Annotated in this window: 19 protein-coding genes; 1 reads left to right on the plus strand and 18 read right to left on the minus strand. The window is 42.9% G+C overall.

What is annotated here, in order from left to right; translation table 11 throughout:
* Positions 1 to 100: 100 nt before the first annotated feature.
* The 3 genes from MHB66_RS15500 to MHB66_RS15510 all read right to left on the minus strand — a co-directional run bounded on the left by MHB66_RS15500 (position 101) and on the right by MHB66_RS15510 (position 1909).
* A complete protein-coding gene (locus tag MHB66_RS15500) occupies positions 101 to 769 on the minus strand; it encodes a PspA/IM30 family protein (RefSeq protein WP_024423427.1) in 669 nt (222 codons plus the stop codon).
* A 15-nt stretch (positions 770 to 784) separates the two neighbouring features.
* Complete coding sequence (locus MHB66_RS15505) at positions 785 to 1177, minus strand: membrane protein (RefSeq protein ID WP_041115718.1); 393 nt, start codon at positions 1175 to 1177, stop codon at positions 785 to 787.
* Between the two features lie 162 nt (positions 1178 to 1339).
* The gene (locus tag MHB66_RS15510; protein ID WP_046313236.1) at positions 1340 to 1909 is read right to left on the minus strand and encodes a cob(I)yrinic acid a,c-diamide adenosyltransferase; all 570 of its coding nucleotides are present in this window, start codon (positions 1907 to 1909) and stop codon (positions 1340 to 1342) included.
* Between the two features lie 187 nt (positions 1910 to 2096).
* Between MHB66_RS15510 and MHB66_RS15515 the strand changes: the two genes are divergently transcribed.
* Positions 2097 to 2843: a 3-oxoacyl-ACP reductase family protein gene (locus MHB66_RS15515; RefSeq protein WP_046313498.1), complete on the plus strand. Its 747-nt coding sequence runs from the start codon at positions 2097 to 2099 to the stop codon at positions 2841 to 2843.
* Positions 2844 to 2860: 17 nt separating this feature from the next.
* On the opposite strand, the gene pdxA is transcribed toward MHB66_RS15515, so the two are convergent.
* The 15 genes from pdxA to uxaC form a co-directional block, all read right to left on the minus strand.
* Positions 2861 to 3886: a 4-hydroxythreonine-4-phosphate dehydrogenase PdxA gene (pdxA, locus tag MHB66_RS15520; RefSeq protein WP_046313234.1), complete on the minus strand. Its 1026-nt coding sequence runs from the start codon at positions 3884 to 3886 to the stop codon at positions 2861 to 2863.
* Positions 3862 to 5205 carry a four-carbon acid sugar kinase family protein gene (locus tag MHB66_RS15525; protein WP_046313231.1) on the minus strand — a complete coding sequence of 448 codons (1344 nt, stop codon included), beginning with the start codon at positions 5203 to 5205 and terminating at the stop codon, positions 3862 to 3864. The genes pdxA and MHB66_RS15525 overlap by 25 nt, the downstream gene beginning before the upstream one ends.
* A gap of 25 nt (positions 5206 to 5230) precedes the next feature.
* Complete coding sequence (locus MHB66_RS15530; protein WP_200896500.1) at positions 5231 to 7012, minus strand: sigma-54-dependent transcriptional regulator; 1782 nt, start codon at positions 7010 to 7012, stop codon at positions 5231 to 5233.
* A 147-nt stretch (positions 7013 to 7159) separates the two neighbouring features.
* Positions 7160 to 8335, minus strand: coding sequence for a sialidase family protein (locus MHB66_RS15535; RefSeq protein ID WP_046313225.1), 1176 nt, complete (start codon positions 8333 to 8335; stop codon positions 7160 to 7162).
* Positions 8332 to 9744 (minus strand): sodium:solute symporter family protein, encoded by a 1413-nt coding sequence (locus MHB66_RS15540; RefSeq protein WP_342490557.1) that lies wholly within the window; start codon positions 9742 to 9744, stop codon positions 8332 to 8334. The genes MHB66_RS15535 and MHB66_RS15540 overlap by 4 nt, the downstream gene beginning before the upstream one ends.
* 63 nt (positions 9745 to 9807) lie before the next feature.
* Complete coding sequence (locus tag MHB66_RS15545) at positions 9808 to 10980, minus strand: iron-containing alcohol dehydrogenase (protein WP_041115708.1); 1173 nt, start codon at positions 10978 to 10980, stop codon at positions 9808 to 9810.
* 7 nt (positions 10981 to 10987) lie between these two features.
* A complete protein-coding gene (gene dapA / locus MHB66_RS15550; RefSeq protein WP_041115706.1) occupies positions 10988 to 11887 on the minus strand; it encodes a 4-hydroxy-tetrahydrodipicolinate synthase in 900 nt (299 codons plus the stop codon).
* Between the two features lie 180 nt (positions 11888 to 12067).
* Complete coding sequence (locus MHB66_RS15555; RefSeq protein WP_046313222.1) at positions 12068 to 13354, minus strand: heme ABC transporter ATP-binding protein; 1287 nt, start codon at positions 13352 to 13354, stop codon at positions 12068 to 12070.
* On the minus strand, positions 13351 to 14409 hold the full coding sequence (locus MHB66_RS15560) for an iron ABC transporter permease (protein WP_041115703.1): 1059 nt from the start codon (positions 14407 to 14409) through the stop codon (positions 13351 to 13353). Before MHB66_RS15560 ends, MHB66_RS15555 begins: the two co-directional genes overlap by 4 nt.
* The gene (locus MHB66_RS15565) at positions 14375 to 15325 is read right to left on the minus strand and encodes an ABC transporter substrate-binding protein (protein WP_046313220.1); all 951 of its coding nucleotides are present in this window, start codon (positions 15323 to 15325) and stop codon (positions 14375 to 14377) included. Before MHB66_RS15565 ends, MHB66_RS15560 begins: the two co-directional genes overlap by 35 nt.
* A gap of 147 nt (positions 15326 to 15472) precedes the next feature.
* Positions 15473 to 16888 carry a glycoside hydrolase family 28 protein gene (locus MHB66_RS15570; protein WP_046313216.1) on the minus strand — a complete coding sequence of 472 codons (1416 nt, stop codon included), beginning with the start codon at positions 16886 to 16888 and terminating at the stop codon, positions 15473 to 15475.
* Between the two features lie 20 nt (positions 16889 to 16908).
* Positions 16909 to 18402, minus strand: a complete 1494-nt coding sequence (locus MHB66_RS15575; RefSeq protein WP_046313214.1) for an altronate dehydratase family protein — start codon at positions 18400 to 18402, stop codon at positions 16909 to 16911.
* Positions 18399 to 19856, minus strand: a complete 1458-nt coding sequence (locus MHB66_RS15580) for a tagaturonate reductase (protein ID WP_046313211.1) — start codon at positions 19854 to 19856, stop codon at positions 18399 to 18401. Before MHB66_RS15580 ends, MHB66_RS15575 begins: the two co-directional genes overlap by 4 nt.
* Before the next feature lie 58 nt (positions 19857 to 19914).
* Positions 19915 to 20925, minus strand: coding sequence for a LacI family DNA-binding transcriptional regulator (locus MHB66_RS15585; protein WP_034280892.1), 1011 nt, complete (start codon positions 20923 to 20925; stop codon positions 19915 to 19917).
* Between the two features lie 57 nt (positions 20926 to 20982).
* On the minus strand, positions 20983 to 22422 hold the full coding sequence (uxaC, locus tag MHB66_RS15590; RefSeq protein ID WP_046313209.1) for a glucuronate isomerase: 1440 nt from the start codon (positions 22420 to 22422) through the stop codon (positions 20983 to 20985).
* Positions 22423 to 22516: the final 94 nt, after the last annotated feature.

Raw genomic sequence — 22516 nt, forward strand, 5'->3', positions numbered from 1 at the left:
ACCATCCCTTTATCTTCTGACCTTTTCATTATAAGGAAAAGCGAAACAGAAAGAAATCAAATATCGGAAGAAAAAGCCTGCTTTTCTTCCGATGCGATCTCTATACGTTTGCTTGCTGTTGTTCAGGCTTTTTCTCGAGCTTCAGCTTCTGCCATTCTTTTTCAACCTCGTCGGCATAATCTAAATGAGCATATGCACCTTGATCCGCAAATTGTGCATAGCTGCCTGCTTTTGTTTCCATTTCTTCAATACGGTTCTCCATTCGGAGAAACTCTTTATATGCACTTTCACTGTCTACTTTATTGATGGAATCATTCATATGCTGCTTTGCCTGTGCGGCATTGGCTCTTGCAATCAGTGCCTGCTTCTTGTCTTTTATATCACGCAGCTTCGTTTCTAAGTGCTGCAATTGCTCTTTCAGCTCTTTCAATTGTTTCACAGATTGCTGGTAGGCTTCCTGATATTCGTTGTGCTTTTCTTCAAAATACTTCATTTCTGTGAGCGCTTTTCGTGCAAGCTCCTCTTCTCCCGCATGATATGCCAGCTCGGCCTGCTTCTTTCGCTTTTCAGCAAATGCTTCCGTCTCTTCTGCTTTGCGCAGGAAGCCTTGCTGAATCGTTTGCTGTTTGATGATGGCATGTTTCGCTTTCGCAACATCATCCTCCATATCACGAACGTATTGATTCAGCATGACACGCGGATTCTCCAATTTATCTAAGCCTTCATTGACAGTTGCAACAAACATATCTCTTACTCTTCTTAATACCATTTGATGTTCCTCCTTTTATTTTTTCTTTAAAAAGTCTTCCCATTCTTGATCAAAAGACGTGTGAAGCGGTTCTTCCGTATTAGGTGCCGTGTTTGGCTCCATATATGCTCTGCTTGATGATTTTTTGGTAGATTCACCATTGATCATCGACCAGCCAAAATAAAGAAGTACCCCTGCAAATGCGATGCCAAGTATAAACGGCAAAAATTGCACGACGATCAATACACCAATGACTGCTAGAATGACACCTAAGGTTTTACTGCCTTTTTCGTATTTTTTAACACCTACATAGATGAGGCCTGCCCCAATCAAAACCGGGATCAGTCCACCAAATGAACCACCAAAGAAGATGGATAAACCGACAAACAATAAAATTGAACCGATAATGGTTTTACTTGTTATTTTCATCTTCATGCCTCCTTTCTTGCTCCTTGCTTTAACTATAGTCAAAAAAGAAAGCCGGCAAAACGTGTCACAGATTGATCTTTGATTGCGACTAGAGTCGTAACAATGCTCAGACTAAGCGGCAGAACCTAATAAAAAAGCACTCTTCTATGAAGAGTGCTTTCCTTATTTAGAACGAAACACATCGGCACTTCGTTCATATTCAACATCAGCTTCACCAAGCCGATAATTCACGATTCGAGCGGCTGCAAATAAATAATCGGATAGACGGTTTACGTATGTGAGCGCAGCGGCGGGAATCTCCTCCTGTTTTGCAAGCGTCACAATATGCCTCTCGGCTCTTCTGACGACTGTCCGCGCCACATGTAAGAGAGCAGCGCCTTCCTGACCGCCTGGTAAAATAAACTTGGTGAGCGGCGCGGCCTCTTCTACATAGACATCCATCCTTTTCTCAAGGACTGTCACAGAGGCTTCTGTTAATTTGCCTTCTTTACGTGGTTTGACTGCTGCCAAATCACCGCCGCAGTCAAACAGCTCATGCTGAATAACAATCAGCTCTGACAAAAGATCCTGAAACAATTCGCCATGCTGCCGTAAATTTGCATGCGCGAGTCCAATAAAGCTATTCGCCTCATCTAGCGTTCCATACGCCTCTACTCTCACATCATCTTTATCAGCTCTTCCGCCGATCAAGCCTGTTTGACCCTGATCCCCGGTTTTCGTATAAAGTTTCAACGGTTTGCCCCCTTTTCTACTGCTTTGTCCTTTTAGTATAACCTGAAGTTGAAAGGAAGTATTTGTTTAATTATGAAACACATTAACTGAAAATTCCCCTAATCCCCTTATATATGTTGAATGATGAAACATCCCGTTTTATAATGAATGAAAGCGCTTTTTAAAATGAGAGATGGGTGGGATGTACGTGAGTTTACAAAATAAAGTAGCGATCATTACAGGTGCAAGCAGAGGGATTGGCCGCGCCATTGCGGAGGCACTTGCCTGCGAAGGAGTGCGCGTCGTTCTCAATGGAACGAACGACATGCTGCTGCAAGAGGTTTGCTCCTCACTGAATAAAAAAGAGAAACGAGCCGTTTATGTTGCTGGTGATGCTAGTTTACCAGAGACAGCCTCTTCACTCGTGGAGCAAGCGAAAACACATTTTGGACAGATTGATCTGCTCGTCAACAATGCTGGTATCAATTTACGAAAATCAACAGTCGAGACATCCCTTGATGAGTGGAAACGATTAATTGATATTAATTTGACCGGCACGTTCCTCATGTGCCAAGCGGTCATTCCTGACATGATCAAACAACAAAGCGGAAAGATTATCAATATGAGTTCTACAACTGGCAAAACCCCTCACCACAATGCATCACCTGCATACGGTGCATCAAAGGCAGGCATCAATTATTTAACCATGCATCTTGCCAAAGAATTAGCAGAGCACCACATTCATGTGAATGCTGTCTGCCCTGGTCCAATTGAAACAGACATGAGCAAACAGTGGAGCGATGAATACCGGCGTTCGGTTTTAGATAGAATTCCTTTGAAAACGATTGGAACACCAGAACAAGTCGCAAATGTTGTGACATTTTTAGCTTCTGACCAGTCGGATTTTATCACAGGAGAAACCATCAATATGAATGGCGGAACGTATATGAACTAGAAAAAAAGAGCCTCTTCTTAAAGGCTCTTTTTCTTCTCATATTGATTTTCTCTCGTACCAGAAAGCATGATGGCCTGTCTAATAGCTTCTTCCATGCTCGCAGAATCGGCATTTCCTGTTCCTGCGATATCAAATGCCGTCCCATGATCGACACTTGTACGAATAATCGGCAGCCCAACTGTAATGTTTACACCCGATTCTAAGCCAAGCACCTTAATCGGTCCGTGCCCTTGATCATGATACATCGCCACAACGATATCAAAGTCACCTCTTGCTGCCCTAAAGAACAAGGTATCAGCAGGCAGCGGCCCAAATACTTGAATCCCTTCTTCCTGTGCTAGTTCAACCGCTGGGATGATCTTCTCCTCTTCTTCTCCGTTCCCAAACAACCCATTCTCCCCAGCATGCGGGTTAATCCCGCATACAGCAATTTTAGGGGCAGAGATCCCAGAACGGACGAGTGTATCATGTGCCAGCTTAATCGTCGTGTATACACGCTCAGGATTAATTTTTAAAATGGCATCCATTAATCCAATATGTGTGGTGACATGAACTACCTTTAAGTTAGGGGCCGCCAGCATCATCGCATAATCTTCTGTACCCGTCAGGTCAGCTAAAATTTCTGTATGTCCTGGATACATATGACCTGCCTTATGAAGTGCTTCTTTGTTTAGCGGCGCTGTGCAAATGCCGTCAATTCTACGGTCATTTGCAAGACTAATGGCTTTTTCAATATATCGGAAAGCAGCATTTCCTGCTTCTTTTGATATGTCCCCAATCGGAATCTCGTTCGTTAAGAGCTTGAGGTCTAAGCAGGGAACAGCTCCGGCTTTCACTTGCTCCGCTTCCTCTGGTTCTATGATACTTACAATCTCCACATCTGTATTCACAAAGTCTTTCGCCCTATTTAATATACTGGTGTCTCCGATCACAAATAGAACGGCTTCTTCATGTAAACGCGTTTGCTGAAAAGCTTTTAAAATAATTTCAGGACCAACGCCAGCCGCATCTCCCATCGTTACAGCAATGATTGGTTTTGACATTCGACTTCCCCCTCTATCTTTTTCAGCACTTCTACCGCATGGAGTACTGAATTTTTTTGACCGTAAGCTCCAGCTTTCGTAACCGCATATAAATTCGTATCAACAAGCTGACCGAGCGGGATGCCAGGTTCAATTTCTTTCAGCAGCCGAATACCTCCTGCTCCAAGCCCCTGGCAAATCGCCCGCGCTGTATCTCCGCCAGTTAGGAAAAGTCGTCTCATTCCTGATAATGTGACAATGTCTTTTGTGATCATTCCAAGAAAGACGGACAAAGCACTTCCAACCTCTTGTCTTGTCAGCCCTTTCTTTTCTCCGTAAATCAGCATCTTTTCAACCATCTCTGGCCGTGCATCTGTGTAAAGGAGAATATCTTCGTTCTGACGCTTACGCAGTTGATCGAGAACTGATTTTCGTTCCCATGCTTCACGGCCGTTTAATACATTCAGCGGGTTCACTTTTATCTCAAAACAATCGTGAGTTTCTCTTAAATAAGCAAACTGCTCATTTGTTTTTTGAGAGGCACTTCCAGATACGATGAGGACAGGTCTCTGTTTTTTAAGGCGAGAAGTATTTCTATTTTTAGCGACATATGCAGATAATGCACCAGCTAGTCCCGCTGAACCGACCCATAGTATTCTTTTATCCATCTTCATAAACACTTCCACAATCCGCCCTAAATCATCACTTGTTTCTGCATCACACACAAACCATTGATGACCATGCTTCAATAAGGATGATACCTCATCACTCGTTACTTTTAGCTCTTCGCCGATTGTCTGTTGAGAAAGGTTTTTTGGTCTGACGTTCGTCTGCTCCTCAATTAAATCTGATATGCTGGATGTCAAAACTGGTGTTTTCGGATCCTTTGCTGCCTCTGACAGATGAACAGGCACTCCTTCCACATAATGTATGCCATTATTGGTTGCTCTTTGTGCATCTGGGTAGGCAGGAGCGATAACCGCCGCATCAAATGGGCCAATATCCATTAGTGCTTGCAGTTCAATTCCTATATTGCCTCTTAACGTTGAATCTATTTTTTTAAAGAAAAGGTGCGATTCATCTTGGAGAAATGGCTGCACCATTTGGCTGACCTCATGGTAGGCGTTCTCTGAAGACATACTTCGTGAATCGGTATCCACAATCAGCACATCCTCTTTATACCTGTCAATGCCTTCAAATGACGGCTGAAACAGGACAGAGGCTGTGAAGCCCGCTTTGACAAATTGAACACCTGTATCGTTGGCACCTGTCAAATCATCCGCCACAATGATTACCTTTTGCTCTAATTTCGCTCCTTTTTTTAATAGATCGTTTGTCATTTAGACACCTCGGCCTCATTACATATTATTCCTTTAGCTTTCTCCATAGCGTCGTACGGTTGATATTCAACCGCTTTGCCGCCTTTGATTGATTCATATTTTCTTCTTCCAGCACCGTTTTGATAATCCGTCTTTCAATCTCATCAAGCGTTCCATTCAAATAGCTGGACAGCTGTTTTTCTTCATTTTCAAAGGCAAGCTGATCAATTGCTGCCTTTGCCCTATTCAACGTGATATATCCACTTTTTGTTGTCAGTACCAGTTCCTCAATGATCCGCTTGAACTGCCTGACATTTTCTCTGAATTTCTGGTGTTGAAAGGCTTCAATCACATCTGCTGACAGCCCAACCACCTGCGTCCCGTAAAGAGAATTCAGTTCCGCAATAAATAACCTGCTCATGTCCTCAATATCTTCCGGCCGTTCAGACAACGGAGGGACATGAATTGTGAGCTCCTGTAAGCCTGTATATAATTCCTCACTAAACGCTCCAGATTGCATCAATTTGAACAAATCCACTTGAGACGCAGCCATCCAGCGAATATTCTGATGATGATGCAGCTGCTCGGCAATGAGCTGCTGTATATCCATTGGAACGCTCTCAATATCCTTTAGAAACATCGTCCCTTTTTGATGCAGAGGGATTGATTTTATATCTTCCGGTTTTGTCAAACGTCTGCAATGTACTGTCGTAAAGCTCTCATTTTTCCTCTCGCTCATTTGATGGATAGCAAATGCAAGGCATGATTTACCCGTTCCTTGTTCACCATACAGGCAAATCGAGCGCTCCGTTTGACTAAACGCTTTTGCCCTATTGATCACATCTTTCATTTTTGGGCTTTGATCTGTAAAAAGAGCAAATGGATGTTCTGAATGAATAGGCGACGCAAGCGTCCAAATACGATGACCTTCTTGATTCATCACAGCCGAAGGCTTTTCAATCGTGACAAGCAACTCGCCTTTCGATAGCATGCTTCCTTTGACATGCCACACTTGCTGCTGATGGGATATTTGAGAATAGCCATTTTGTTTCCCTTCTCGAATCGCCTTTAGTGCCGGTTCAAGTGCTGGACACCACGCAATCACATCAGCATGAGAAGTAGACGGTGCAAATAATCCTTTTTCTGTCCATTGTTTCATTTGTTGATTCATAAAATGTAGCTGGTTGTGCGGATCAATGATGAGCATCCCTTTCGGCTCTTGATCAATCATTTCACGAAAGAGACGCTGTTCAGCTGTCGCCTCTTTATATAAACGATACATTTGTTTTGCTTGATGAAATGCTTCTTTGACCGATTCACGACCTGATGTAATGAGCATACTCTGCATTCCCAGCTCTTTAGCCGCTTTATCAGTAATGACATCTCCAAGCACGACCTGAGTCCCTTGTTCTTGTAATTGTTTTAAGAGATCCCATACCTCTTCCTCTTGCTGCACTGTGTAAATATCAATTTTAATCCCGTATAATTCCCCAATGGTGCGTACACCTTGTGTAATATTTTCAAAACCCACGACCGCTTTTTTACCTTGATAATCTTTTATCAGTGTTAAGGCACGAAGCAAGTCATACCCTGACACAGGGATATCAACTACTGGGATGTTCACATGTTTTTGAATGAGCGCAGCTGTTCCGCCCCGGCTCATAATGATATCCATTCCTTGAGCTTCTGCTTGTTCTGCAAGAGCAACACCAGACCGGAGATCTCCGACTACAAGCTGGAATGTCATATTTTCTTCTTCTTTGGCAAGGTCGATTAACACATCGCCCAACCCTTTATACGGCGCAACACCTAACACTTTGATATTCATGAAAAGGACCCCCATTTTTTATCTCTTCATCACGAGACATAGCTTGAGGGAGTCCAGCCGATAGAAAATGGGGACAACCCTCCAAACATCAATTATAAATGAAGCAAATGAGGGTTACAATTCACCAGAAGCAGGGCCCTCTTGCAGTTAAGAAGTGCGATTGACCCATTCTTCTGTCACACACACATATTTGATCGCCTGCCGATAATACGTAAACGCAATATGCAGCTTCCCGTCTTTTCCTTCCGTGATGGATGGATAAGAATACTCTCGATTTAGTTTATCCTTTGAATTGTTTGTCATCGCATATCCATCACCCACTTCAAGGTTACGTCTGATAGGCCATGTATCACCATTATCCTCAGAGAGCGCCAAAGTCATCGGTGCACGCGGTGTTCCCCAAAAGGCTGGACGTGCTTCTGTATCAACCGCTGTGCGCGTATCGCCTTCATCCTCAATTTCATCATATAAAGAAGCTCTTCGTTCTGTTTGCTCATCCGCATTGATATGATTATAGACGAGGGCAAGATGCCCATTTTGGAGCACGGTAAATTGAATGGATGAATTATTATTGGGCAGCTCCGTCGCCTTTGGCTCAGACCATGTCCGCCCATGATCGACGGAACGGCTGATATAAATCGAATCAGCAAACCGGCTTCTAAAGAGGGCTATGAGGGAGCCGTCTGCACACTTTCCAATATTCATATGAACACAGCCCGTGCTGTTTGGTACAATGACCTCATCCCATGTCTTTCCTTGGTCGGATGAAATCTTCACAGCACTGACATCCCGGTTCCCCGTCCATTTGACGCCTGGAATGGTCTTACAATAGAAGACCGGCAGCAGCCAATCTTGATTATCCAGTACAACAATCGGCTGACGTATAAACGTACCCGGCTGTTCAAACAAAGTATCAATCTCACCCCATGTCTCACCTCTATCCTCTGATAGCCGGTATCTCACGATGGCCGTATCTTGATTCCCAGATAGCTGTGCGGTATACAGCAGCCATAGCCTGCCATTTTCCTCTTGAAACAGAACTGGATTTTGTTCAGAGCGTGCAGGATCGTTAGATAACTTCACTGCCTCTGTCCACTGGTTACTTCCCCGTTTGAGTCTCGACATATAGATTGAGATATCAGGTATTCCCTCCTGCGTTCCGCCAAACCAAACACATAATACATCTCCATTATCCAGCTCAAGTAGATTGGCCGCATGATTCTGCACGCAGTCTGTTGGCAGAAAGGCTTCTTTTCTCTCTGTATCTTGTTCATTTTGTCGCAAAATTCCATCTATTTTTATCACAGTCTCTTCATTTTTCATGACAATTCTCCTTTCAATGGTTGATCCTTTTTAGCAGGCGGACTGAAAAGTCGGTCGATTACCAGCACAAGGAAAGGAATGATAATGGCAATATACATATTATCGATTCCGAATGGATTATCGAGTAAATACCAAACCGTCGTGGTAACACCTGAAGCAGCAAGGCCAAGGCCAATGGTCGCCCCTCTATTTGAATTAAAGTACGGCAAGTAAAAGCCCATTGCTGCTACAACAGCGATCGATGTTCGAAGCGCCCTTGTAAAAAAGGAAAGGGACAGCAGCTCCGGCGCAAGTGCTACTCCTACAAGAGGCACAATTCCAACGAGTACAGCCACATACCTCGTGACTTTCATTCTCTGCTCCGGTGTTGGTTTCATTTTCGGTACATAAAAATCATCCATAATTAAGGTTGTTGTCGCAAGCGCAACCGTCGACACACCGACAAAGATGGATGCCACAAGCGATGTTGCCACAATGGCACTCAAAATTGGATTCATATGCTGTAAAAAGACAGGGAAGGCATAAATAGGATCAATGTCTGGATACAAATAATGTGCAGCTACGCCGATCACACCGATTGCAATGGCGAGCGGCAAACAAAGCAGAGCCGCATAAAGTGTTGATTTCTTTGCCTCACGCTCACTTTTCGACGAAGTGATTGCTTGAATGATAAACTGCGTAGCAAAGATGGCACCCATGTTTCCTATAAACCAAGCTCCTATCGTCCCCCATCCAATTGTCCCGTCCCATGTAAAGAAATGATCAGGCATCGTTTGTTTCATTGGTTCAAAGCCTTTTGTTAAGTAAAGAGCTACCCCTAGTGTAATTAAAATCCCCGCATACTTCACGATCGAATGAAGGATCGTGACCCATGCAACCCCTTTCATTCCTCCAAATGTAAAATAAAATGTACTCACAACGGCCGTAATGATCGCACAAGTCATTAAAGGAAGCCCCAAAATGGATGCAATAGCAGCTGACCCACTTAAATAGTTTCCTAGATTCACAAGCAGTAATGCAGCAATCATAATAACAGAAACAACTAGCTTCGTTGATTTTCCAAACTTCTGATCGATAATACCTGAAATGGTGTACTGTCCTGTTCGATAAAACTTGCCTACTAAGAAAAAGGAAAAGATAAAAAAGGCGATAGCGACAGTCACAATAGACCATGAAGCAGAAAGCCCATGCGTAAAGGCAGATTCTGCAGTTCCAACAGTGGATTTCGTTCCAATGAATTCACTCATGAGCAAAATACCGACTACAATGGCTGGAAGTGACTTAGCAGCATTGTTAAATTCTGAATTGGATTTACTGCGGAAACGCATCGTCAGCCAAGTCGTAAATAGTATATAGAGAATAATGACGATCAAAATAAATGTGATGACCGAACTGCTTAAGACATTCATTTAAAATCCCCCTTTGTGTGCAAGCCGTGTGAAGCAACTTCTCATTCCCATCCCAATGAAGCGTTAAGCGTCGAGCAGTTTCATGTATACCTGTTCAATATCAGAAACAGACATTGACTTTGGATTGTTGTCCATTAATCTCTTCACCTCTGAAGCTGCTTGAGCAAGTGCCGGTACATCCTCCTTGGACACGCCAAAAGCTTTGAGCTGCTGTGGAATGTGTAAATCCGCTGTCCATTCTTCAATTTGATGAATCACACGCTCTGCAAGCTCCTGCTTTGTGTGAGCTCCCGCTAGTCCTATTGCTCTTGCCACATGTTCAAGCCGACCAATAATATGATCTGCATTAAAAGCAGTGACATGCGGAAGCAGCATGGAATTAGCAACACCATGAGAAATCTTGTATTTCCCCCCTAATGGATAAGCCATAGCGTGAACAGCAGCAGTTCCGGCACTTGTAAGCGCCATTCCTCCATACATTGCACCAACAAGCATATTTTCTCTTGCCTTCAAGTTCTCCCCGTGATGATATGCCTCCTGAATACTTCCTGAAATCAGCCGCATCGATTCCAGTGCAAACATATCACTGAATGGATTGGCTTTATTTGAAATATAAGATTCAAGCGCATGCGTAAAAGCATCCATACCTGTAGCTGCGGTAATAGATTTCGGCAAGTTGAGAGTAAGTGCTGGATCTAAGATGACAAGGTCTGGCAAAAGATGCGGACTAACCATTCCAATTTTCAATTCCTTTTTTGGAAAAGTCACAATTGCATTTGGTGTCACCTCAGATCCCGTACCAGATGTTGTAGGAATGAGAATCGTTGGCACTCCCCTTTTTTCCACAAGATTTGTGCCAACGAGAGCAGAAATCGGCTGATCGTTGGTCTTAAGAACAGCTAAAATTTTTGCAGCATCAAGGACACTCCCGCCACCAATTCCAATAATGGCGTCATGCGCTCCTCTTAAAAAGGTGTGGAATACGCCCTCGATATTTTCTTCTGTTGGTTCAGGTTTGATTTCTGTACTTATCTCACTTGCTATCCCCTTTTTCGCAAGTTCTCTTTTGATGTGATCTGCATAACCAAGTGATACGATAGATGGCTGCGTTAATATAAAAATGGATGTGAGTCCGCTAAGCCCTAAACTATCTAATTTCTCCCCAAGAAGGTCTAAAGAACCTGCGCCAGATACAATGTGTGATGCCGTCTGAAAGTGATAATGCGTGATCGTCATCTCTTCACTACTCCTTTGCCGCTTTTCCTTGTTTGCGATAGTCTTCAACCATTTGTGCCACAGCTTCCAATGCCTCACCTGACAGCTCTTTTACAGGGCTTCTGGGCGGGCCAACCGGAATTCCATAAAGCTCTGCTGCCTTTTTCAATGGTGCTGGTAATGTCCCTAAACCGAATGTTGCTCTTAATGGCTGCAGCTGCTTCTGGAAGTGCTCACTTTCGTCAAGCTTCCCTTTTTGAAAAGATTCATAGAGTCCAACGACAGTTTCAGGCAGTACATTTGCAGTTGCTGCGACCGCCCCTGCTCCGCCGAGTTTCAATGTCTCCAAAATGAGTGAGTCTGTACCTGCAAGGACAACAAAATCTTCATCTTTTGTGACATCCAAATATGCCTTGATATTTTCAATGTTTCCACTGCTATCTTTAATACCTAGCACATTCGGAAGTGCACTGAGCCGCGCAACCGTCTCTGGTGCTAGCGACACGCCTGTTCTAGATGGAATGTTATAAAGCAGAATCGGAATATTCACATTCTCAGATATGTCGCGAAAGTGCTCATACAGCTCTTCTTGGGTTGGTGCAACAAAATAAGGCGTAATGATAGACAGAACATCTACCCCTAGATCTGCCAGTTTATTTGACAGCCTGATGGTTGCCTCCGTACTATTTTCACCTGCTCCAATGAATACCGGCACTCGTCTGTCAACAGCATTCACGACAGTTTCAGCAATTTGAAGCTTTTCTTCCTCTGAAAACAAATGAAACTCTCCATTTGTGCCTAAAGCAAAGATGCCGTGTACACCTGACTCGATCAAACGATTCACTAATTGCGTTGCCACTTCGGGATGAAAATGTTCTTCCTCAGTAAGCGGTGTCAAAATAGCTGGTATAATCCCTTGAATGTCCAAATAATCCTCCCTTTCTTATGTGTTGCATTTTTAAACATGTCATATTTTAAGCGCTTTCATATTTTTTATTATAAAAGAATTGTGATTTAATTAGCAACACTTTTTTGATTTTTCGTTATATTAAGTTCATTTCTTATGTAGCTGTTGATGTTTTCAACAAAAAAAGCGAACCATTTTGGTTCACTTTTGAATGGCATTCAACTTTTGAAGAAGCCCATGCACCTTTTGTCCTAATCTTTCGTGTAAAAGGTCAGCATCTTCCGTTTCATGCGTATTGGGTGTAGCAATACAAAGATGATGGATTGGAATGCTTGTTTCTTGCTTCATGATGTGCATAAGCTGCCCCATGAGCTGAACAGCTGCTCCGTCTGATAAAGATCGTTTCAGGATAAGCCAAATGGCCAACTCTTCTTGCTGAAGCATGCCGCAAAGGATCATATCGTCTTCGGCGTCTTCTGCGGCAAATTGTGCTAATCCGTTAGCTTGCTCGAAAAACAGCATATCTTCAGATGACTCTAGCTGCTCATGAAGCGTCTTCTTTCCCGTTCCAATAGACCTTTTCCAAAAGAACCCGCCGTTTTTCTTATGTGAGGAAAGGATGCGAAGAGGCTGATTAATGGAAAACGTCATTCCTTCTGAGCTATAAGTCCTCCAGCCATCCGCTATGTTTACAATTGATGCTTTTGAAGGGGCTGCAGGCTCAACCATCAGCTGGGGGTTAGCCCTAAATGGATGCTGGAGCGGCGTCACATTTGTTTCATACACACGGTTGATTCGTTCAGTGGTCAAGACGTGATGCGGCAGTCCTAACATGTCTGTCTTTCCTTCATGTAGTAGCAGCAGGCGATCACAATATAAACTAGCAATGTTCACATCATGGAATACACCAATGACCGTTAACCTAGAGGAATCAGTTTCTTCTTTAATTAAATCAAGCAAATCTTTTTGATAGGCTAAATCAAGGAAACTCGTTGGTTCATCCAGCAATAAATATTCAGGCTGCTGAGCCAATGCCTGTGCTAAATATACACGCTGCTGTTCTCCTCCGCTTAACTCATGGATGGATTGATTCTTAAACTGTGCAACACCCGTTTGTTCCATTACTTTGCTGACGACCTGCACATCTTCTCGCGTGACAGATTGCAGCCACCCTTTTTGATATGGATAACGACCGAATTGGACGGTTTCTTCCACCGTAAATGAAAAAGCTTGGTCCGTTTTCTGCGGCAGAACTGCCACCTTTTGCGCAAGCGCCTTTGGCTGATAGGATTGAATAAGGTGACCGCCGATACGCACCTCTCCGCTCTTAGGTGCTAAAATCCCTGCCATCATTTTAAGAAGGGTCGTCTTACCGCTCCCGTTTGGACCGAGTATACCGAGAAATTCTCCTTGCTTTACTTCAAGATTAATGCCTCGAATAACCTCTTTCTCTCCATATGCACCTCTGATTTCCTTCACTTGAATCATACGTGCGTCCCCCCTCTATATTTACGAATGAGGATGATGCCAAATACAGGTGCACCAATTAACGCAGTAATGATGCCAATCGGTAATTCAGTCGGCTCAATGATGGTACGGGATAACACATCTGCTAATACAAGAAAGGAAGCACCGTTCAGCATAGATAAAGGCAGCAGATGCCGATGATCTGTGATAGTTAAGAGGCGGATAAAATGCGGAATCACAAGTCCTACAAAACCGATCGTCCCTGATACCGCTACTGCACTTCCGGTCAGGATCGAGCCCGCCAGCAGCACAATATATTTGCTCCTTTTCACATGAACACCTAATAGCTTTGCCTTCTCCTCGCCATACGTCATCACATTCAAATCCCGCCCCATCAACATTAACGCAAAGGTCCCAATAAGAAAGAAAGGAAGAAAAAGCACAATATAACGCCAGCCCCTCATGGACACACTGCCAAGCAGCCAATGAATGATCTCTTTTAGATCATCACCTGTTAAAGCAATCATCAATGAAATGAGCGCACCCAAAAAAGAGCTGAAAATCACTCCTGTCAAAATTAAAGAAGAAATGCTCATCCCCCGATGAACAAGACGCGCAAAAAAGAGAACGAGACAGAGGGTCACAAGCGCTGTTGTCATACTGAATAATGGCAGTGTGAAACTGCCAAAAAGCGGGAGCTGCAAGCTGAAAAACAGGGTCGCTACGGCTCCAACTGATGCCCCTTGAGATACCCCCAGCGTATAAGGGTCAGCGAGAGGATTTTTTAATAAACCTTGAAAAGCTGCACCAGATAACGCAAGTGCTGCTCCGACTAATGCCGCTAATATGACTCTTGGCAGCCGAATGTTCATCATAATATTGCGATCGATGGAATCAATGGTTCCAAACTGCACTCCGAATAGTTCATGAACAAATATACGAAGAATAGAAGGAATGGGAATCCCTAAGCTTCCAAAGGAGATTCCCATTCCAATGCTCATCACAAGAAGTAAAACACTTAGTGTATATGCGATGATCAATTTATTTGAACGTGTCAGGATAGACGTTTTTCGCAAGAGCCTCGACTCCTTCAACCAATCGCGGTCCCGGTCTTGATGCGAGATCCGTATTCAATTGAAAGACTTGTTTTTCTTTCACTGCTTTCATTGCATTCCAGCCGTCTCTTTTTTTCAAATCAGCTAAGCCTGATCCATCAATTGTAACGATGACATCAGGATTTCGCTTGATGATCGATTCTTCCGTCATTTGCACCCAGCCAGTTTGATCACCTGCAGCATTTTTGGCATGGATAACAGAAAGCATTTCATCCATAAATGTATTTTTACCAGTTGTATAGATTTCAGGTGCACCTGATACTTCAACAAAGACTGTTTTTTGCTTGTCTTTCGAAATCCCCTCTGCTTGTTTCTTGATGTCATTCAGCTTTGTTTTCATTTCGTCTACAAGCTTTGTTGATGCTTCTTTCACGCCGGCTGCTTCACCGATCATATTGATTGATTTGTACACATCCTTAAAGGATGTTGCATCATTTATAGTCAGCACTTGGATCCCTGCATCTTCAAGCTGTTTAAATCCATTTTTTGATCCCATCTGAGATGCATGTGCTAAGACAAGATCTGGCTTTAAGGAAATGACCTTCTCGACATTGAATTCAAGTCCGCCAATCTTCTCTACCTTTTCGACTTCCTTTGGATAATTGTCAAAGTCTGATCGTCCAACCATTTTATCTCCAAGACCGAGTGCATAAGCAATCTCCGTATTACTTGGAATTAACGAAACAATTCGTTTAGGCTGTTCTTTGATTTCGACTGTTTTGCCAGCTGCATCTTTTATCGATACGGGAAATGCCGCAGTGGCCGTTTCTTTATTTTGTGACCCTTTTGCTTTGTGATCTGTCTCAGCGCCTGCACATCCTGCTAAAACACCCATCACAAGCAATAACGATAGCCAAATAGCTGTTAACTTTTTCATGAGTAACCCCCTGGTTTATGTACTGCTTAACGAAATCTCTTTCGTCAATTCTTTTCTAATTTCGGGAATATTATACTACAGTGCAGATAGGTTGTATATGTGATTTCTAAAAGCGTCTTTTCTGTTCATAAAACAAAAAAACAGCCTCTAAAAAGACTGTTTTTCACTCTTCAATGAATTAATTTGTTCTCCATTGATGACGACTTTCTGAAAAGCAGGAGAAACGGCATGCTCTAAAGATAATGGATACGCCACATCATCTATGACACAATCTTTCATTTTAAAGTGAGTCACAGGAGAATGTGCGTATGCGGCTATTTTCACACCATATCGTCCGCCGCTGCTTTTGAGTCCTTCCACTTCAATATGACGTACAACAGGACGATGCGGACCAGCATCTCCTTCCTCATACATCATGTCGATACAGACCACTTCATGCTTTAGACTTTTGACTGTATTGTTTTTAAAATAAATATGTTCAATGGTGCCGCCTCTGACAGAGTTGGTTTTAATACGCAGTGCCCGGTCAAGGTTAGGACTGTCCATGACATTATCTTCTGCATAAACATGCCTTACTCCGCCAGAGATTTCGCTCCCGATCGTCACACCGCCGTGTCCATCCCGCATCTCATTTCTACGAATGACAATGTTTTCAGATGGAATCCCTATTCTCCGTCCATCCTCGTTTCTGCCCGATTTGATGGCAATACAATCATCTCCGTTATCAAAATAACAATCTTCAATGAGCACATTCCGGCAAGATTCCGGATTGACACCATCTGTGTTTGGTCCATGCCCAATGATTTTAACGCCGCGGACGATGACGTTATCACTTAACACAGGATGAATTTGCCACATCGGTGAATCCTTCACTGTCACTCCTTCGATTAGCACATGCTGACATTGGTATGGCTGAATAAAGCTCGACCTTAAATAATGACCTTCTCCAAATACCCTTTCTTCTACCGGTATTCTCTTTTCCGCCATTTCAAACAAAAGCTGGCGATCCCGATCCTGAGAGGGCTGGCCATTTGTCCCATACTTCCAGGGCCACCAATGATGCTCATTCCCTCTGCCATCAAGGGTTCCGGCTCCAGTTATAGCGATGTTTTCTGCATGGTGTGCATAAATGAGAGGTGAATAATTATAAAGTTCAACCCCTTCATATCTTGTCAGTACAAGAGGCAAGTAATCCTTTGGGTCTTGGCTGAATGTCACATAGGCTTTCTCATGCAGATGAAGTTCTACATTGCTTTTCAATTCTAAAGCACCTGTCAAAAATGTCCCTGCTGGGATCAGCACCCGTCCCCCTTTCAACCGGTGGGCATCATCAATGGCAGACTGAATGGCATTTGTAGAAAGCTCTTGCCCTTCCGCATCTGCTCCATAATGCACCACATTCAATTCACGATCTTGGAACTGCGGTGCTTTTATCTGCTTTAGCACTTGATCAATTCCGTTTACTTTCTTATTTTTCTTCACTTGCTTTGCTAAACGAGCAATTCCGACTCCAGTTAGTACCGTTCCTGCTGTGATATACATCAAATCCCGTTTTTTAGACACTTTCTCATCCCCCAATCGCCTTAAAGTGTGACACCTGTTTTGAAAATAGCCAGCTCTCTAAAATTGTTTTTTTCATGATTTAACAGCTTCCCGCTCGCCACATCAATGACAGTTGAAATGAATTTTTCTAATACAACATCTTCCGGTACATCTTCAAGCAGTTCTCCGGCATTAAAGTCAATCCAGTGCTTTTTTGTTTCATATAAGGCTGTGTTGGTCGAGATTTTCATTGTTGGCACAAACGTACCAAAGGGTGTCCCCCTGCCTGTTGTAAAAAGCACCATTTGACAGCCAGAAGCAGCAAGTGCAGATGAAGCAACCAAATCATTACCAGGTGCACTTAATAGGTTCAATCCCTTTTGTTTCAGCAGCTCTCCATATTTCAATACATCTTTAATATCAGAAGTACCTGCTTTTTGTGTACAGCCAAGAGATTTATCCTCTAATGTCGAAATTCCACCTGCTTTATTTCCCGGGGAAGGATTTTCATATACCGGCTGTCGATGATCCATGAAGTATTGTTTAAAGTCATTGATCATTTGCACAATATTGTCGAAAGTCTTTTCTGATTCCGCTCTCTCCATTAAAATCTTTTCAGCACCAAACATTTCTGGCACTTCTGTTAACACTGTCGTGCCGCCTTGAGCAACAAGAAAATCGGACAGTCTGCCTAAAAGCGGATTTGCGGTAATACCAGAGAATCCATCTGATCCTCCGCACTTCAAGCCAATTTTCAGCTCAGATAACGGAATGTCTTCACGATGATCTTCTTTCGCCGCATCATAAATTTCCTTGAGTAAAGCGACTCCCGTTTCTATCTCATCTCCTACTTCTTGGCTTCTTAAAAATTTCACTCTCGTACGGTCATATTCACCTAATGTGGACTGAAAATCCTCAATGTCATTGTTTTCACAGCCAAGTCCAAGAACGAGTACTCCTCCAGCGTTAGGGTGCTTCACCGCATTTTGTAAAATGGTTTTGGTATTTTCATGATCGTCCCCAAGCTGTGAGCAGCCATAATTGTGCTTTAATACAAGGGCTGTTTCAAAAGGATGGATGTTTCCACCCATTTCAGCGGTGAATATTTGGATCATTTGATCGGCGATGCCATTCACGCATCCAACGGTAGGAACAACCCAAAGCTCATTGCGGATTCCGCTTCCGCCATTTTTTCGTTTATACCCTTTAAATGTAAGATTCGTTTTTTCATAGGGGTTTTCTGATAATGAAGGCTGGTATTCGTATTCCAGCTTGCCAGATAGATTGGTTTTGATATTATGCGTATGCACCCATTCTCCAGCAGAAATGGCAGTCACTGCATGACCAATGGGATAGCCATATTTGATAATATTCTCTCTTTGCTTGATTTCAGCCAATGCAAACTTATGACCTTTGGCGACGGTCTCTTTTAAGATAATCGTATGTCCATGATGCTGCAGCTCCTCCCCTTGCTCAAGTCCTTTTAAAGCAATACCGACATTATCTGAAGGGTGGATGACAATAAAGTCTTTCATGCTTTCTCCCCCTGACTTTCATATTGATGAAGCATCATTCGATGAACAGCTGCTCTCATCCCATGCGTCTGTATGAGGGTAAGCTGATCAGCTACAGCTTGACTCAATCCATTTATATCTGTTAAATCTCTGCCCCATAATGACTCGCATGAAAGAATTTTCGCTGCAACTCCTTCATTAGAATGGTTTTCCTCGTCCCATGCTTCCTTCATGAGCGTTAGCACAGTTTCATCATCCTTTACCCTTCCTACATGTGCTCTGTAGAAATAAATGAGACTGCTAAGTGAAAACACAAGTTTCATTGGCAGCTGTTTCTTTCGCTCGACATAATCAAGCAATGACGGAAGATTACGGGTTCGGAATTTGGATACCCCATTCAGCGCAATATCCAGCAATTGATGCTTTACAAATGGATTGCAAAAACGATCCCAAACGGATTGTGTATAAAGAAGAAGCTCATCTTCAGGGAGTTCAAGCCCTGGCAATACTTCCTCCTTCAGCATACGCCGGATGAACGGACCAACATGCTCATCATCCACAGCTTCCTTTACAGTTTCTAAACCGCATGAATAGGCAATCGGCACCATCGCCGTATGTGCACCATTTAAAATTCGTACCTTGCTCATACGATAAGGCGCAATATCCTCTACAAAAAGTACATTTAATCCTGCTTCTTGAAAGGGGAGCTCCTTTTTCACAAAAGCGGGCGCTTCAATGACAAAAAGATGATAATATTCTGCCGTGACAAGCAATTCGTCGATATACCCTTCTTCCTTTCGTACGATGTCAGCCGCTTTCTTAGAGAATCCAGGGACAATCCGGTCCACAAGCGTATTACAAAACGTGTTGGCTTCCTTAATCCATGTAAAAAACGCAGGCGGCAGTTCCCACTCAGCTGCCATACTGATCACATATTCCTTCAATCGATCACCATTTTGTTCAACCAATTCACAAGGCAGAATGATCAGTCCTTTCTGCTCATCTCCAGCAAATGCTTTAAACCTGTGATACAAGAACGCTGTCAGCTTTCCTGGAAAACTGGCTTGCGGCCGATCCTCCAAACGATCCTCCTTTCTGAGCACAAGTCCTGCCTCTGTCGTGTTTGAGAAAACAAAGCGGAGATCCGGGTTTTCCGCTACGTGTAAAAATTCCTCGTAATCCGTATACGTACTAATTCCTCTGCTAATCGATTGAATGATCATACGTTCATTCATTTCTTGCTGGTCATGATATCCCTGAATACATAATGTATACAGGCCATCTTGTTCATTTAAGGCTGCTACCGATCCTTTTCGAGGAGGAACAACAACCGCTCTTCCTTTAAAATCTGTGCAGTCGTTCAGCTTCTGGATGTGCCAATTGATAAATCCTCGCATAAAATTTCCTTCACCAATCTGCAAAATCGTTTCCGGATACTCAGGTGCCGGGTATATGGCTTTTGATAATCGTTTCAAATGGATTCCCCTCTCCAAGTATTATGCACACGTGAACATTTTTCTAAGAAGGTGCAGATTACTGCACCTTTTTGACTGAATCTCTGATCATCAGCTCTGTGTGGACATACACTTTTTCCATATGATCTTCTTCTTGCTCTTCACCGTTTATCACTGAAAGGATAGCTTCTGCTCCAAGTGCACACATTTTTTCAATCGGTTTTTTCACCGTTGTCAATGCAGGTGTGGTATAGGATGAAAAGGCAATATCATCAAAACCAATAATAGAAATATCACCTGGACACGTTTTGCCTTTTGCAAATAATGCATTCATTGCACCAATCGCCATGTCATCGTTTGAGCAAAAGAGCGCTGTTGGCGGATCATCAAGGGCCAGCAGCGATTCCATTGATTCATAGCCGCTTTTCATATGATAGTCGCCTTTCATCATATATTCTTTCTTCATAGGTATTTGGTGATCAATTAACGCTTGCAGGAAACCAGCTTTTCTTTCTTGAGTTGATTTAAAGCCTTCTTTCCCTTCAATGATGGCGATTTGTTCATGACCTTGCTGAATGAAATGGTGTGCAGCCTGGTAAGCTCCTTGACTATCATCTGCTAATATATTCATGACCTCATGACTTTCTACACGGCGATTCAGCACAATGATGGGAATGCCCTGTTTCTTCACATGATGGATAAATGCTTCATCGTGTTCGCTTTGACTCATGAGCAAAATGCCATCGTAGCGTTGTTTATGAATGGTTGTGTAATCGTGAAAGTCGTCAATTCCTCTTACAAAGAGATTATAATACTCTGTCATGACGCTGTTGACACCTTTTAACGCATCCACAAAGAAGCTTGAAGATGTGCCTTCTGTTAAACTCGTAAAAAACAGACCGATTGTAAATGATTTTTGTGATACTAGGCCTCTCGCATGGACATTCGGTGAATAATTCAGCTGTTTTGCAATCGACAAAATCTTTTGTTTTGTCTTCTCTTTAATAAAAGGACTGTTATTCAAAGCCCTTGATACCGTGGTATGAGAGACGTTTGCCAATTTTGCTATGTCTTTAATTGTGACTGTCATGCTATTCCGCCTTTTATGATTTTTTACCATCTTATCATAAAACCGTTTTCATTTTCTTCATGTCATTTTGTTTGGTTGGTGCTTGAGCTGATTTGCCCGGTCAAATTGGAAATACTGTCTGGCATTTTCATAGCTGATTCCTTTCACGATTCCCCCTAACAGCTCAAGATCATAAGGGGCTTCTCCTTTTTCTACCCAATCTCCAATGATATCGCAAAGCAGTCTTCGAAAATATTCATGCCTTGTATACGACAAAAAGCTTCGTGAATCTGTCAGCATCCCAATGAAACGGCTGATCAGCCCAATACTGGATAGAGCCATCATCTGTTCTGTCATCCCTTGTTTCGTATCATTAAACCACCAAGCTGTGCCGTGCTGGATCTTCCCAGGTGTCGTCCCGTCTTGAAAGCTTCCAGCCAATGTGGAAATCACAACATGATCCCTAGGATTCAAGGAATAAAGAATGGTTTTTGGCAGTGCCTGTTCTTGTTCTAAACGGTCCAATATTCTGCAAAGCGGCTTGGCAATGTCTTCATCATTCATCGCATCATACCCTGTATCTGGCCCAAGCCGCTCAAACATTTTCGTATTGTTGTTCCTAAGCGCATTGATATGAAGCTGCATCGCCCAGCCCCGCTCATAGTAAGCCTGACCTAGCTTTATGAATGTTTGTGTTTTAAATTTGATCTTCTCTTTTTCCGTCAATGAATGCCCCGACATTTTTTTATAAAAGATGGCTTCCACTTCTTCTTCCGTCGTTTCTTCAAACGTCATTTCGTTAATGGCATGATCTGAGATCAGGCAGCCTTGTTCATGGAAAAAATCAATTCTTGTACGGAGTGCTTTCAAAAAGTCTTGGTAGGATTGGATTGGAGTAGATGAAGCCTCTGCCAGTTCGTGAACATACGCTGTAAATAGGTGATTCGTTATATCAAGTGCCTTATCAGGCCGAAATCCGGGCAGTACTTGCACAGTGAATCCTTCTTCCCGCAGTTTTTGATGATAGCAAAGCGAGTAGACTGGATCATCTGTTGTCACGACTGTTTCAACGTTCGATTTCACAATGAAGTCTCTTGCACCAAAACCCTCTCCTTGCAGCTTTTCATTTACTTTTTGCCAGATGATGTGTGCGGTTTTTTCGTTTAAAAGTTCTTCAACTCCAAAATATCGTCTCAGCTCTAAATGAGTCCAGTGATAGAGCGGGTTTCCAATGGTCATGGGAACGGTCTTCGCCCACGCCAGAAATTTCTCATAGTCTGAGGCATCCCCTGTGACGTGCGATTCGGGTATGCCATTAGCTCTCATGGCACGCCATTTGTAATGATCTCCGTAAAGCCATGCTTCGGTGATATTATGGAAGGTTTTATTTTCATAGATTTCTTTGGGGCTTAAATGACAATGGTAATCTATAATTGGAAGGTCCTTAGCAAACTCATGGTATAGCTTTTCCGCCGTCTGACTGTTGAGTAAAAACTGTTCATCTAAAAAGGCTTTCATCAAACTCCCCCATTTCTCTTATAGATAAAAATAATTTGTTCACGTTAACAATTTTATTGTAATCGTTTACAAAATTGATTTCAATCCTAAAACA

Source organism: Bacillus sp. FSL L8-0167 (genome assembly GCF_038630295.1).
Classification (GTDB): Bacteria; Bacillota; Bacilli; order Bacillales; family Bacillaceae; genus Bacillus; species Bacillus safensis.

Coding starts and splice junctions, on each gene's coding strand:
- MHB66_RS15500 (WP_024423427.1), bottom strand. CDS start 769: ATGGTATTAAGAAGAGTAAGAGATATGTTTGTTGCAACTGTCAATGAA.
- MHB66_RS15505 (WP_041115718.1), bottom strand. CDS start 1,177: ATGAAAATAACAAGTAAAACCATTATCGGTTCAATTTTATTGTTTGTC.
- pdxA (WP_046313234.1), bottom strand. CDS start 3,886: ATGTCAAAACCAATCATTGCTGTAACGATGGGAGATGCGGCTGGCGTT.
- MHB66_RS15525 (WP_046313231.1), bottom strand. CDS start 5,205: ATGACAAACGATCTATTAAAAAAAGGAGCGAAATTAGAGCAAAAGGTA.
- MHB66_RS15530 (WP_200896500.1), bottom strand. CDS start 7,012: ATGAATATCAAAGTGTTAGGTGTTGCGCCGTATAAAGGGTTGGGCGAT.
- MHB66_RS15535 (WP_046313225.1), bottom strand. CDS start 8,335: ATGAAAAATGAAGAGACTGTGATAAAAATAGATGGAATTTTGCGACAA.
- MHB66_RS15540 (WP_342490557.1), bottom strand. CDS start 9,744: ATGAATGTCTTAAGCAGTTCGGTCATCACATTTATTTTGATCGTCATT.
- MHB66_RS15545 (WP_041115708.1), bottom strand. CDS start 10,980: ATGACGATCACGCATTATCACTTTCAGACGGCATCACACATTGTATCT.
- MHB66_RS15555 (WP_046313222.1), bottom strand. CDS start 13,354: ATGATTCAAGTGAAGGAAATCAGAGGTGCATATGGAGAGAAAGAGGTT.
- MHB66_RS15565 (WP_046313220.1), bottom strand. CDS start 15,325: ATGAAAAAGTTAACAGCTATTTGGCTATCGTTATTGCTTGTGATGGGT.
- MHB66_RS15575 (WP_046313214.1), bottom strand. CDS start 18,402: ATGAAAGACTTTATTGTCATCCACCCTTCAGATAATGTCGGTATTGCT.
- MHB66_RS15585 (WP_034280892.1), bottom strand. CDS start 20,925: ATGACAGTCACAATTAAAGACATAGCAAAATTGGCAAACGTCTCTCAT.
- uxaC (WP_046313209.1), bottom strand. CDS start 22,422: ATGAAAGCCTTTTTAGATGAACAGTTTTTACTCAACAGTCAGACGGCG.